Annotated in this window: 13 protein-coding genes; 7 read left to right on the forward strand and 6 right to left on the reverse strand. The window is 48.9% G+C overall.

What is annotated here, in order from left to right:
• Positions 1 to 2: 2 nt before the first annotated feature.
• A complete protein-coding gene (locus AR333_RS18775) occupies positions 3 to 752 on the forward strand; it encodes a YheC/YheD family protein (RefSeq protein WP_068776898.1) in 750 nt (249 codons plus the stop codon).
• Positions 753 to 762: 10 nt separating this feature from the next.
• On the opposite strand, the gene AR333_RS18780 is transcribed toward AR333_RS18775, so the two are convergent.
• Together AR333_RS18780 and AR333_RS18785 are read right to left on the reverse strand one after the other, a co-directional pair.
• Positions 763 to 2,130 (reverse strand): cell wall metabolism sensor histidine kinase WalK, encoded by a 1,368-nt coding sequence (locus AR333_RS18780; protein ID WP_068776899.1) that lies wholly within the window; start codon positions 2,128 to 2,130, stop codon positions 763 to 765.
• The gene (locus tag AR333_RS18785) at positions 2,120 to 2,818 is read right to left on the reverse strand and encodes a response regulator transcription factor (RefSeq protein ID WP_068776900.1); all 699 of its coding nucleotides are present in this window, start codon (positions 2,816 to 2,818) and stop codon (positions 2,120 to 2,122) included. The genes AR333_RS18780 and AR333_RS18785 overlap by 11 nt, the downstream gene beginning before the upstream one ends.
• Positions 2,819 to 2,936: 118 nt before the next feature.
• Between AR333_RS18785 and AR333_RS18790 the strand changes: the two genes are divergently transcribed.
• The 6 genes from AR333_RS18790 (at position 2,937) to AR333_RS18815 (ending at position 8,230) form a co-directional block, all read left to right on the forward strand.
• Positions 2,937 to 3,449: a hypothetical protein gene (locus AR333_RS18790; RefSeq protein ID WP_068776901.1), complete on the forward strand. Its 513-nt coding sequence runs from the start codon at positions 2,937 to 2,939 to the stop codon at positions 3,447 to 3,449.
• A gap of 275 nt (positions 3,450 to 3,724) precedes the next feature.
• Positions 3,725 to 4,342, forward strand: coding sequence for an NAD(P)H:quinone oxidoreductase (gene wrbA, locus AR333_RS18795; RefSeq protein WP_068776902.1), 618 nt, complete (start codon positions 3,725 to 3,727; stop codon positions 4,340 to 4,342).
• A gap of 149 nt (positions 4,343 to 4,491) precedes the next feature.
• A complete protein-coding gene (locus tag AR333_RS18800; protein WP_068776903.1) occupies positions 4,492 to 4,962 on the forward strand; it encodes a MarR family winged helix-turn-helix transcriptional regulator in 471 nt (156 codons plus the stop codon).
• A gap of 55 nt (positions 4,963 to 5,017) precedes the next feature.
• The gene (locus tag AR333_RS18805; RefSeq protein WP_068776999.1) at positions 5,018 to 5,863 is read left to right on the forward strand and encodes a pirin family protein; all 846 of its coding nucleotides are present in this window, start codon (positions 5,018 to 5,020) and stop codon (positions 5,861 to 5,863) included.
• A gap of 371 nt (positions 5,864 to 6,234) precedes the next feature.
• Positions 6,235 to 7,497, forward strand: a complete 1,263-nt coding sequence (locus AR333_RS18810; protein ID WP_068776904.1) for an MFS transporter — start codon at positions 6,235 to 6,237, stop codon at positions 7,495 to 7,497.
• Between the two features lie 130 nt (positions 7,498 to 7,627).
• On the forward strand, positions 7,628 to 8,230 hold the full coding sequence (locus tag AR333_RS18815; protein ID WP_068776905.1) for a hypothetical protein: 603 nt from the start codon (positions 7,628 to 7,630) through the stop codon (positions 8,228 to 8,230).
• A gap of 95 nt (positions 8,231 to 8,325) precedes the next feature.
• On the opposite strand, the gene AR333_RS18820 is transcribed toward AR333_RS18815, so the two are convergent.
• The 4 genes from AR333_RS18820 to nrdI all read right to left on the reverse strand — a co-directional run bounded on the left by AR333_RS18820 (position 8,326) and on the right by nrdI (position 13,064).
• On the reverse strand, positions 8,326 to 9,075 hold the full coding sequence (locus tag AR333_RS18820; RefSeq protein WP_068776906.1) for a sulfite exporter TauE/SafE family protein: 750 nt from the start codon (positions 9,073 to 9,075) through the stop codon (positions 8,326 to 8,328).
• 393 nt (positions 9,076 to 9,468) lie between these two features.
• Positions 9,469 to 10,428: a class 1b ribonucleoside-diphosphate reductase subunit beta gene (nrdF, locus tag AR333_RS18825; protein WP_068777000.1), complete on the reverse strand. Its 960-nt coding sequence runs from the start codon at positions 10,426 to 10,428 to the stop codon at positions 9,469 to 9,471.
• 205 nt (positions 10,429 to 10,633) lie between these two features.
• Complete coding sequence (gene nrdE / locus AR333_RS18830; protein WP_068776907.1) at positions 10,634 to 12,718, reverse strand: class 1b ribonucleoside-diphosphate reductase subunit alpha; 2,085 nt, start codon at positions 12,716 to 12,718, stop codon at positions 10,634 to 10,636.
• Entirely contained in the window at positions 12,705 to 13,064 is a 360-nt protein-coding gene (gene nrdI / locus AR333_RS18835; RefSeq protein WP_068776908.1) for a class Ib ribonucleoside-diphosphate reductase assembly flavoprotein NrdI, read from the reverse strand. The genes nrdE and nrdI overlap by 14 nt, the downstream gene beginning before the upstream one ends.

Here is a 13,064-nt window from a genome sequence, read left to right on the forward strand (position 1 = left end):
TAATGGGAATCCGGTATCTGCGGAGCAAGTGGCTGAAAACTAAAGCGATTAATGGGGACAGTCTCGTGAACATCCACATTCCGGAAACGAAGAGATATACGAAGGATGTCCTCAGGGACATGCTGAATAAATACGGCATGGTGTACATTAAACCTGAAAGTGGTTCTCTTGGAATTGGTGTCATCAAAGTGGAAAGAATTCGGGGCATAAAGCCCGGAGGATGGACCTATAAATATCAGAAGGGACTCCGTAAAAAACAATTTCAGACGTACGGCGCTATGTACGATTCCATCGAGAAGGATAAGGCGCCTAAAAAATATTTGGTTCAGAAAGGCATTCGTACTCTGAAGTATAACAAAAGATCTTTCGATATGAGAATCATGGTACAGCGTGATCGTTCCGGTATATGGAAAGTGACCGGTACGGTGTGCCGGTTATCCGCACCGGGCCGCATCGTGTCCAACGGAAGCCAAGGGGCTACCCTGCACACGTTGAAGCAGATGCTATCGCCTTATGCGGATGGCGCCCGGTTAGCGGCTGTTACAAACAGGCTTGAGCGGCTGAGTATCCGGGTAGCCAAACAATATGCGCGCAACTACCGGTTTACACGTGAACTGGGGCTTGATGTAGCGCTGGACGCCCGTCTGTATCCCTGGATACTCGAAGTAAATACGACACCGCAAATAGCGCCTTTCAAAAATATAGATGTTCCCATGTACAACCGGATCAAGGCTTTCCGCAAAATCAAATAACTCCCGGTAATCAGCCCTTCGGGAGTTTGATTTCAACCTGGGTGCCTTCTCCGATTTCACTCTGGACAGTCAGGGTTCCGGCATGCAGCTTAACGATGCTTTCCGCAATGGCAAGTCCCAGCCCGACACCGCCGTTCTTCCGGCTGCGGGCTTTATCTACCCGGTAGAACCGGTCGAACAGCCGGGGAATGTCTTCTTTATCGATGCCGATCCCTTCATCGATGACAGCAATTCGGATGGAGCGAACTTCGTCCTGTGCATGGATTTGAATCGGTTTTTGACTGTATTTGACCGCATTGTCCAGAAGAATAATGAGAAGCTGTTTAATTTTCTCCGGATCACCAATCATCTTCATTTTACTGCCGTTATCCGGCAACTGGAGCTTTACTTCCCGGTCGAATGTGAGCTGGATAGAGGCGGCTGTCGCTTGAAGGAGAGGACGCATTTCGAACTCCTTCCAGTCTACGCGCTGCCGCTCGTCGGAATCGGCTATGGTAAGCAGGCTTTTGGTCAATTCTCTAAGCCTTACGGATTCACTTAATATGGCTTCAATAGCTTCCTCACGAAGCTGCGGATCGTTGCTGGCCCAACGCTGGAGCAGTCTGGCATAGCTTTCGATGATGGTCAGCGGCGTCCGCAGCTCATGGGAGGCATCGGCAAGGAACTGCTTCTGCTGGTCAAAATGTTGTTCAAGCCTGCCGATCATCTCATTAAAGGTATGGCCAAGCTGTGCAATTTCATCTTTACTGCGGCTGGATTTTACCTCCAGTCTCTTGAACGTGCCGCTTTTCTGAATACTTTCCATGGTCTGGGCCAGCCGGTGAATAGGATTGAACACCAAGGTGGAGTAGATATAGCCGAAAATGATCGACAGCACCAATGCGCCCAGAGTCGTATAAAAAAGAGCCAGGAAGAGCACTTGGACGTTATCATTCAAAATAACCAGCTTACGGGCAATTTCAAGTGTCGCGATCTGCCGCTCATCCTCGATGACAGGCGTCTGCACGTAGAGACAGAAGCCGTTATCGGTAGAAACCAGCTTGGAAGTCGGCGCGGTAGATGGAATATATTTGGCCGGCCGCTGCAGCAGGGTTTCATCCGTATAAATTTCCTTCTGTACAGTAGAGTCCGGACCGATTAGACGGATGAGCTCATTAGCCACGAGAAAATCTTTGAGCAGGAACGGGTTCTCCCAGTATTCCGGGTGCTGGATAATATTCTCTTGAAGCAAGAGCTTGGCTGCCTTACGCTCAATGCTTTGGGTCTCATTACGGGAATTGTTCTCGATAAACAGATAGTAGATGAAGAAATTGACTCCGAGCAGAATGAGGAAGAGCAGGGAAGTCTGCAGAAGGGCAAAACGAAATTTAAGACTCATCGGAGCTGCCTCCTTTGATGAGATAGCCGACACCTCGGATCGTATGAATGACCTTCCCTGCAAAATTCTTCTCCAGCTTCTGCCGCAGGTAGCGGATGTACACATCTACGATGTTCGTATCGCCGACAAAATCGTATCCCCACACGTCGGAGATAATGTCCTCCCTCGATTTAACCGCTCCCTTGTTCTGGATCAGATATTGAAGCAGATCAAATTCCTTGGGCGTGAGTTCAATGACCTTGCCGCTGCGGGTCACTTCTCTGCTTTTCAAGTTCATGCTGATATCATCCGCCTGCAGAACTTCGCTGTCCCCCTGCGTCTGCGGGCCGGTCAGCCGGAGCAGGTTGCGGATCCGGGCCAGCAGTTCTTCGATAGCGAACGGCTTCGTTACATAATCGTTGGCACCTTGATCAAGGCCGCTGACACGGTCAGGTACAGCATCCCGCGCAGTCAGCAGAATCACGGGTACTGCCGTCTGCTGGCGAAGGCGGCGCAGCACCTCAAGCCCGCTCAGCTCCGGCAGCATGATGTCCAGCAGGATCAGATCCCATGGCTCGGCCAGAGCCATCTCAAGTCCGGATCTGCCGTCTTCCGCCATGCTGACCTCGTAGCCTTCGTGCTGCAGTTCCAGCTGCAGGACGCGGGCGATTTTTGTCTCATCCTCAACCAACAAAATTTTGCTGCTCATCCCCCGCACACCTCCTGCATTTACAGGTAGTGTTTGTACAGGAGATGGATTCCATTCATACACAACTTATTTACATTAACTGTATTTTTCATATAATAAATACACAAAGGAGTATTTTATGAAAAAAATTAAAAACACATGTTTGTTGACGCTATGTTTATTTACTTGTATTCAATTTACCGCAGTTGCTGCCCCTTTAGTAAATAGCGAAGCTTTTCATGAAGGTTACCTGTTGTCGGGAGTTTCTAATGTAGGGTATTGGGAGGATCCAACAGTCAGTCAGATGGGATACAGTTATTTTATGGCCAATGCCAGAGCAGATTATGCTGCCATAAGTAATGCCAATATTGGATTTATCAAAGCTTCTTCAGAAAGTGAGGCAGCTGTAAGATTTTACGCCAACTGGTTTAATTATGATTGGTATGGTTCTATGGATGCTTACATGCTTGATGGAACAAAAGATCATACTCTCACACAAAAATGGTATAAATGCCATGTAATAATGAATGATAAAACAATGACTCAAGAAGGATGGACTAATTCCGAAAAGCACAAAACTGCCCTCCATGAATTAGGGCATGTACTTTCATTAAAGCCGCCGGGACCCGGTGGATACGAAGACCAGCTATAAAAATGCGCAAAGCGAGTTTATGGGCGAGCAGGCGGAGCATTTTAACGCTTTAAAAAAGCAGGTGCTTGAAAAATTCCAGGAACAATTAACTGAATAATTGCAGCAGGGGCGAAAGCTAATTAGTTTTTGTCCCCTCTTTTTTTAGGAGCATCACAACAAAAGGGAGCTTGCTTTACAAGCAATCAGATTACTAGTATACTGATAATCGGAAGTTAAATAAATTTGCATAGCCTTGGAGAACTTAACAACTAGAAATCTAGAAGGAGTGGTTTACATTGACGAACACCAAGGTAGCTGTTATTTATTATAGTTCGACAGGCACAAACTACAAGCTGGCCCAGTGGGCTGTTGAAGGTGCGAAAGCAGCAGGAGCGGAAGTTAAACTTCTGAAAGTTCCCGAGCTGGCTCCGGCTGCAGCCATTGATTCGAACCCTGCATGGCGCAAACACGTAGATGAGACGAAAGATGTTCCGGAGGTCACACATGCGGACCTGGAATGGGCGGACTCTTTTATTTTCAGTATTCCGACAAGATTCGGTAACGTACCCAGCCAAGTGAAGCAGTTCATTGATACTGCCGGCGGTCTATGGGCACAAGGCAAACTGCTGAACAAGGTTGTCAGCGCCATGTCTTCGGCTCAGAATCTGCACGGCGGACAAGAGCAGACGATCCTTTCCCTTTATACGACGATGTATCACTGGGGAACGATTGTCGTAGCGCCAAGCTACGGGGATCCCTCTACGTTTGCTGCCGGAGGCAACCCTTACGGTACAAGCGTAACGATCGATGGAGAGGGGAATATGAAAGAAGACGTGGAAGCAGCGGTGAAATACCAGGCTAAACGTACAGCCACGGTCGCTTCTTATGTAAAAGCAGGCCTGGAAGGCAAGTAACAGGACTGCGGGGGTATGTAAAATACCCTCCATCCTCTTCTGTTCATGCGGTAGTCGTGCAGAATGTATCCTCTCTCGGCGGGACATTGACACGTTATCAGATTACACCTACACTGATAACAATACTCACAAGAGATGAGGTTTTTATTGTGGACAAAAGATGGTTTACAGACGAGAACACCGTAAGCCTGCTCATATGGCTGAGACTAGTCCGGTTCTACCAGCGGAGCAATCAGCTTTCTAACGATTATCTGGAGCAGTACGGAATTACCGTCAATCAGTTTGATACATTGGCTCAGATCTTAGTTCATCAGCCTGTTACTCAAATGGAACTGGCCGAGCACATGATGATCACCCGTGGCGGGGTTTCCCACATGCTGAGCCGGTTGGAGCAGCAGGGCTTTATCAGCCGCAAACAAGACTGGAAAGTTAAGTACATTTCACTTACGGATAAAGGCAGAACACTGATCGAAAAAATCATGCCTCTGCAATCCGATTTCCAGGCCTCGATGTTCAGCGATGTTCTGAATGATGAGGAACAACAGCAACTGCACGAGATGATGAAGAAGATCCATAAACATAGCCTGAAGAAAACAATCCCGCAAATGGAGGAAGAATAGCGTTCAGTGCGGTGCGGGAATGAAAATACCTGTTGAAGGGAAAGGGCTGATTAAGATGAATATACAATCCGGCAAACGAAACATTGCAGAGGTTAAAACTATAAAGCTGGAGCAAATAAGCCATGTTCATACGGCAGGGCCTGTTATGGAGCCCGGATACTGGAGTAAATTCGATCCGTTCCTTCTTATGATGGAGGATAAATTCCGTAAGGGTGCCTTTGACGTCCATCCTCACAGAGGAATCGAGACCGTCACCTACGTGATTGACGGACAGCTCGAGCATTATGACAGCAGCACCGGTGACGGGGGTGTTCTAATGCCTGGAGATGTGCAGTGGATGACGGCCGGGAGCGGGGTCGTACACAATGAGGTCCCATCCGAAGGTATAACGGCACACACGCTGCAGCTCTGGGTTAATCTGCCAAGAGAGCAGAAGATGTCAGCACCTCGCTATCAGAATATGAAAAGCAGTGAGATGCCGGTAAGAGAAGAGGAAGGAGTCCTAATCCGCGTCTTCTCAGGCTCATCCGGGGGCGTAACTTCGCCAACCTTGAATCATGTGCCTGTTACGATGGTCGAAATGCTAATAGAGCCAGGAAAGACGGTCAGCCAAGATCTGCCCGGCAGTTATAAAGGCCTTATTTATATTCTGGAAGGCCGTGGTATGTTTGGCGCTAATCAGGTAGAAGGGTCCAAGGGTCAGGCACTCTTTTTTGGAGAAGATACCGAGGGGGAAGAGACCGAAATGGAGCTGACCGCCAAGGAAGCGCTGCGTCTGCTGCTCTATGCGGGTCAACCGCTCAGAGAGCCTGTTGTTGCCCGCGGACCGTTCGTTATGAATACGGAAGAGGAGATTTATCAAGCGTATTCGGAGTACCGGAGCGGGACCTTTTTAAAGTGAAAAAATTGCAGGAATAAGGCTACGTTCTTTGCACTATCAATTTACTAATAAATCGTAATGAATGTGCTGCGGTCCGATTTCCCGTCAGGCCGAGGAATTCAGTCCGTTGGGATCAACATAAGATAGGATGCGGATCGAGTAGAGCGGCGCATTGGAATTTGGAAATAAAAGTAGCTTGTTATGTCATGCACACAAAGAGCATAATAGCAAAGGACGTTTAGTGAACATTGCTAGCGATGATAGAACAATGAATACAACCAATGGCTCCATGCCTGTTGACGAGGTAAAGTCGGAAGAACCCGGCTTGTCACAGGTATGGAGCTTCCTCTTGAGAGAGGATATTACGCAAAATAAGGGGTAGGGAAGACATCATGAGCGAGAACAGAAGAAGCTTTCATTTTGCGTGGATCGTATTAATCGGATTGTCCATTATGGCCGGATTCGCCAGAGGCGGGATTAACACGGCAGGAGGGTTGTTCCTGACTCCGGTATCCCAGGATTTAAAGATCGGAATGGGGAGCTTAACGCTTTACTTTAGTATTTCGGCGCTGGTGATTTTAATCTTCCTGCCGCTTGCAGGAAAGATGATGGCCAAGTATGAAATTAAATTCTTATTAATCATAGCCACTATTCTGCAGGCGGGATCATTTGCTATGTTCGGGTTTATGAACTCTGTCTGGGGCTGGTACATTTTCTCCATACCTATGGCGATCGGTTCCATTTTCGTTGCGCAAATGGCTGGTCCGGTGTTGATTAACAACTGGTTCAAAAAAAGTAACGGCTTGGCGATAGGAATTATGATGGCTGCTGTCGGTATGTTTGGAGCGGTGCTGCAGCCTCTGGCTGGTAATCTTATTGCCAGTGAGGGCTGGAGAAGCACCTATAAGATATTGGGGGTATTGGTCATAGCTGTTGTGGTTCCCGTCATTCTATTAACCATACGAAAGTCACCCCGGGACAAGGGCTTGCAGCCTTATGGCGGTGAGGTTGAATCTACTGGAGATCAAGATGCAGTCTCTTTCGATGAAAGAGGGGTTACAGCTGCTGTAGCAAGAAAATCTTCTGCATTTTACGCTCTCGTTCTCTTTTTCTTCTTGATTACCTCCGTAGGCAGCTTTGCCCCGCATGTCGGTCCCTTTGCCATGGGACTCGGGTATGACGTTCAATTTGCAGGGAATGTAATGGGCTTCTTTATGCTCGGCTTGTTAATAGGTTCCTTAACGTTTGGTTTCATGAGCGATAAAATCGGCGCCAAAAATACGGCCATATTTGCAATGCTAACGGGTCTGGTCGCAGTGGCCTTGTTAATTATGCTTGCTACAAACCCGCTTGTGTTCCGGATAGGAATCGGTATCTATGGTTTCGTTACAGCTTCCATTGGTGTTCTGGGTCCGCTGTTAACCTCGGCTGTATTTGGAAACAGAGAATATAGTCAAATCTATGCAACTGCAGCGATCGGGCTGGCTGTTGCGGGTATTGTAGCCCTTCCGGCATATGGATTTGTTTATGATATGGCTGGAAGCTACACACCGGTGTTGTATACGATTGCGGTCATGCTGATCTTGAATATCGGCGCCGTTATCTTTGCTTTCAGAGGGAAGAAGAAGCTTGAGCAAGAAGGATTGTGGAACTGATAAGCATGTTTTCTTTATAAAAGGATGCCGCCGGCTGCGCTTTTGCGTATGCGGACGGCATTTTTATTTACGTTGGGTCAGCAACTTCCCACGGATTTACGCGTCCCACTTCATGGAAAGGGTGAACCGTATGAAGTCGTATGTACGATTTATTTCATTAATGACCGTAATGTTTTCACTGAGCGCTTGCTATAGCATCCGGCAAGAGGCTGTTGAGAAGACTGTGCTCACATCCAATCTGGATATCGCTTCTTATGAAAAGAACGAATTGGTTCTGGATGCGGATGTCATCGCCGAAGGGAAGGTCATCTCCAAAGAAGTACAGAAAGATTTTGAAGGCTTTCCTGCGACAGACACCAAGATAAAAATGACTAAGGTATATAAAGGAAGTCCGGAACAAGAGGTCGAGGTTCGCGTCCGGGGCGGTGAGCTTGGTGATGTCATTTATAAATTTGAAGAAGAAGATGCAATTCCGACTTTTCGAGAAGGAGAGCGAGTCTTCTTATTTCTTACGAGCAATAAGGGAAGCCGTACCGATAAGAATGACTTCGATTACTTTGTGGTCGGTCTATATCAAGGGAAATTCAGTGAAGTAGACGGGAAGTTGAAAAACAAAAAGTTTGAATTTGACTTAAATACGTTTCCACAGGAACTCCAAGCACTAGAAGAATTCAACAAGACGAATAAGATCCGAACAAACACTCTTCCCGAAGGTCAGGAAAGCAAAATATAACTTCGGATGAGAGAATGGGAAATCTGATTGTTCAATAGAACGAGATGCCGGTCAACAGTAGTCTGAAACTGCCCGCGGCATCTTTTTTGTGTTCATTAACTTTTGGGAAACACCAATACCATTCCAAGCAGGATGATTACCACAAATAAATATTTTTCGAAATTGTGGGCCGGAATTCGTTTGTTCAGAAAAACACCGAGTGCGGTAGCGGCGAGGATAGCCGGCAGAGAATAGGCGTAATAAATGAAGGCGTCAGATGTCCATAATCCTCCGAGCGCATGTCCTGCTACAACGAAAACGCCGGATATCAGAAAATGAGCCTGCAAGGTGCCGCGGAAGCGATCGGGATTCCACCGTCTCAAGGTGCCATATACCACAACGGGCACACCGTTAAAATTGTAAGCACTGCCGAGCACTCCTGAAGCAAAACCAAAGGGAAGTACCCAGCCGGGATTGTTAAGCAGCGGACGCTGTATGGCGCGTGAGAGATTCTTTTTAAACAAAGAATAGCCTCCGAATGCGATTAGAAAAATACCGAGTCCTGTCGTAATTACAATTGCAGAAGCCAGATGAAGCAGAGCAAGTCCGGCGGGGATTCCGATTACGGTTGAAACCGCCAGCCGGATTAAGACAGGGCGTTCAATGTGACGCCATCCGCTGAATACGGTCAGCAACGCTACGGTGAGTCCGGCCAATCCTATCAAAGAAACGGAAGTCTGTAGAGGGATCGGAAGAAGTGCCAGCAACGGCATACTTACGATGGCCTCCCCGAAGCCGAAAACCGATTTCATTAAGGCACCTATAGACACCGCCGCGACTATCAGCAGGATCAGTGTGATTTCCATGAAAAAACTCCTTCGTACTTTTGACGTTATAATATAATAACATGATAAATGATGATATAAAACACGAATTTTAAGTGCCTTGATCGGCTGTTTGGATGTATAAAAACCCATCTTTAATGGTGGGGGATGTGATTTTTATTATAACGCCTTAAAAAGCTATTTAAGAGGGTTTGAACAGATTGCGAGTTTAAGCTTTTCCGGAGCATAGAATAAGAGCGGACCCATGCTTATGACGAGAATAAAAAACAGCCAGACGCTTGTTCAGGTCTGGCTGTTCATGTACCATGGCATCCGTATACGAAAAAACAGCCAGAACCTGAATCGGTTCCTGGCTGCTTCTTATCCTGCTATTGTAAAGTCATCTATACTCTCGTGCGAGATAGCGCCGACAACCTACACGCCGTCGAACTTGAAGTCGTCGTCGCTCAGCGGCTCAACCTTCAGGGCGCGGACGTAGCCGTTGCCCTTCTTGGAGAAGAAATCATGCTGCTTCGTCTGGGTACGGATGCCGTTCAGCACGATCGGATGAACGGGCTCTTCCGGGAAGTACGGGTCGCGGCCCAGGTTCATCAATGCTTTGTTAGCGTTATAACGCACATAACGCAGCACATCATCCTGCAGGCCGAGCGCAGTGTACAGCTCTTCGGTATAGGCCTTCTCGATCTCGTAGAGCTCCAGAAGCAGCTTGATTTGCTCCTCGGCCGCTTCCTGCTGCTCCTCGGCACTCAGCGAGGCGTACACTTCCTGCGCCAGCGTACCCACGTACAGGCCGTGGATGCTTTCGTCGCGCAGGATGAGGTCGATGATCTCTCCGCTGTTGGTCATCTTGCCTTGTCCCGCCAAGTAAAGCGGATAGAAGAAGCCGCTGTAGAACAGGTAGCTTTCGAGATAGACGGAAGCCGTCATCGCCAGATAGAGATCCTTCTCGGTCTTGATGCTGTTGTAGTAACGGTTGATGAGATCCGCCTTCTGCTGCAGGCGTCCATTCTCTTCTACCCAGCGGAAAATGCCGTCGATCTCTTCGTTGCTCGCCAGCGTCGTGAAGATGCTGCTGTAAGATTTGGCATGAATCTGTTCCATCATGCCCATGAAGGACAGCACCGCTTTGCGCTGGAGCCCGTCCATGTGCTCGACGAGCCTTGGCATGCCGACGCCGCCTTGTAGCGTATCGAGCAGCGTCAGGCCCCCCAAGACCTTCTTGTAGACGTCCTGCTCGGCCTGGCTCATCTCGATCCAGACCATCTTATCGTCGGACAGCGGGATTTCCTCCTCCGTCCAGAACTGCATCACATTCTGCTGCCAGAACGACCAAGTGTAATCATCATCCGGGCGGTTCCAATTGACTGCTTTCATCATCGCGGGTTCTCTCCTTTAGCTTTCAGGCAATGGATGCTTCTCTACTTCTCTAGTTCTCTAGTTCTCTACAGAGAGGCAGCGCATGGAACGGGATACGTGTGTAACGAAATCCCGCTATGCGCTGTTCTTGTTTATCGCCCGTACGGGCGTTTCTTTGTGCCAGAAATTAATCGTATCGGATACTTATTGCAGGACAAGCCTTTTATACCGAGCAGCTCAGGCATTCCTCTACCGACAGGCGCTTTGTGCGTGTGTAATAGAGGGATTTGAGCCCTTTCTTAGCGGCGTATAAGTAATTGCGGGCCAGTTCACGCGTCGAAATATCGCTGTTCACGTGCAGGACCGTCGAAATTCCTTGATCGACATGCTCCTGGATTTCGGCGATCAGGTCGATAATTTTGAACGGGTCCATCCGGTAAGCCGATTTATAAAAGAACATATTATCCTTGGACAAGTAAGGCATCGGATAATAAGTCGTCGAGTTCGCATAAGTCCGGGTCTCAATCTGATCTACGATCGGCATCACGCTGGAAGTGGCATTCTGAACGTACGAGATGCTCTGCGTGGGCGCAATGGCCAGGCGGTAAGCGTGATACAAGCCGTGCTTCATGACCTGCTCTTTGAGCGCCTTCCAGTCCTCCGGAGAAGGCAGCGGCATGCCGTTGAATAGAGCTTTCACTTTCTCCGACCCCGGACGGTAGTCTGTCTCTTCGTATTTTGCGAAATAGGTACCCTTCGCATATTCGGAGCGCTCGAAATCGTGGAACGTTATTCCGCGGTCACGGGCGATTTCCATGCTTTTCTCCAGAGAGTAATAATTGATCGCCATGAAAAAAGCACGAGCGAATTCCTTGGCGTCTGCGCTCTCGTAAGCAATCTTGTTCTTGGACAAGTAGCCATGCAGATTCATGGCGCCAAGACCGACCGAATGCAGCTCCTTGTTCGCTTTGACAACACCCGGCGCGTTGGCGACGGTCGTGTGGTCGCTGACGGAAGTCAGCGCTTCGATGCCGGCGTGAACGGAATCACGGATAGTCCGTGTTTCCATTACATTCACGATGTTAAGCGAAGCGAGGTTGCACGAAATATCCCGGCGGATAATATCGCCTTGACCGTAGTCGCCGATTTCGGTCGTCTCCTGCAGCTGGAAAATCTCCGTGCACAGGTTGGACATTTTGACCTTGCCGATGTCTTTGAGAGCATGACCGCGGTTGGCATTCGACCGGTTCATGATGTAAGGGTAGCCGGATTCCAGCTGAATGACGGCGATTTTGGTCAGCATATCGCGCGCGCTCATGACGATCTTCTTCTTCACTTTCGGGTTCGCGAGAAGCTCGTCATACATCTCATCGATGTTCATATCGTCGAGATGCCGGCCGTACTCCTTGTAGACGGAGAATGGCGCGAATACATGAAGCGGTTGGTTCTGTTCAGCCAGCTCGTAGAACTTCTGGGGTACGATCAGGCCGATCGACAGCGTCTGGATACGGGATTTCTCGTCCGCGTTAATCTTCTTGCAGTCGAGGAATTCGATGACGTCCCATCCGAACACGGAGTAGTAGACGGCGCCGGAGCCTCTGCGCTGGCCCATTTGATCGGCGTAGGAGAAAGCATCCTCCAGCAGCTTCATGACCGGCATGATGCCCTTAGCGGCTCCCTCAACGCCTTTGATAGGCTCGCCGCGTCCGCGCAGCTTCGACATGTTGACGGCAACGCCGCCGCCGATTTTGGACAGCTGCATGCAGGTGCCGATGACGTACTGAATGGAATTCAGGGAGTCGTCCATCTCCAGCAGGAAGCAGGACACCATCTCGCCACGGCGGCTGCGTCCCGCATTGAGGAACGTAGGCGTTGCCGGCTGAACGCGCTGCTCGATGATCGCTTTGGCGATGCGGCCTGCTTTGCCGAAGTCGCCTTCGCCGAGATGGAGGGCTACGATGGCCGCACGGTCCTCGTACGACTCAAGCACCTGCTTCTTATCGTTGGTCCGCAGGGCGTAGTCCTTATAGAATTTGGAAGCGGCCATATAAGATTGAAACTGGAATCCGCTGTCCGCTATTGTCTTATGGATGGATTCGATTTGCTCGATCGTATAACGTTCATAAACGTTCTCATAGAAATCCTCGCCGATCAAATAATCATAACGCTCTTTAATGGTGCCGAATTTCACGGTTTGTCCTTCTATTTCTTCCAGAAAAGCCTCCAGAGCTTCACGGTCTTTTTCTAATCTATAAAATCCGTCTATTCCCGGTATCATCAGTTCATTGTTCAGTTCAATATGTCTCAAGATGCTGCACCCCTTCGTGGAATCGTTCTACGTCACCGGACGTGCCGGATAATTCGAATTTTGCAAGTACAGGTACGCCGTAAGCAGATGAAATGCGGTCTGCGCTCATGGCAAAAGATTGTCCCCAATTCAGGTTGCCGCTTGCGGCGACCCCGCGCAGCAGGGAAGAGTGACGCTTCAGGAAATCCATCACTCTTGCTGGAATTTGACCGAATCCGGTCGTATATGTAACCAGAACAAACGGTTCCTGGATCGACAGGTCTTCCTCAATCCTTACGGCCTGCATGCTCAGTTTGTTGATGAATCGCTGCACATTTCCTGTGCGGGAGTCGTATACAATCAGCAT

The organism is Paenibacillus sp. FJAT-26967, from assembly GCF_001541095.1.
Lineage (GTDB): Bacteria > Bacillota > Bacilli > Paenibacillales > NBRC-103111 > Paenibacillus_F.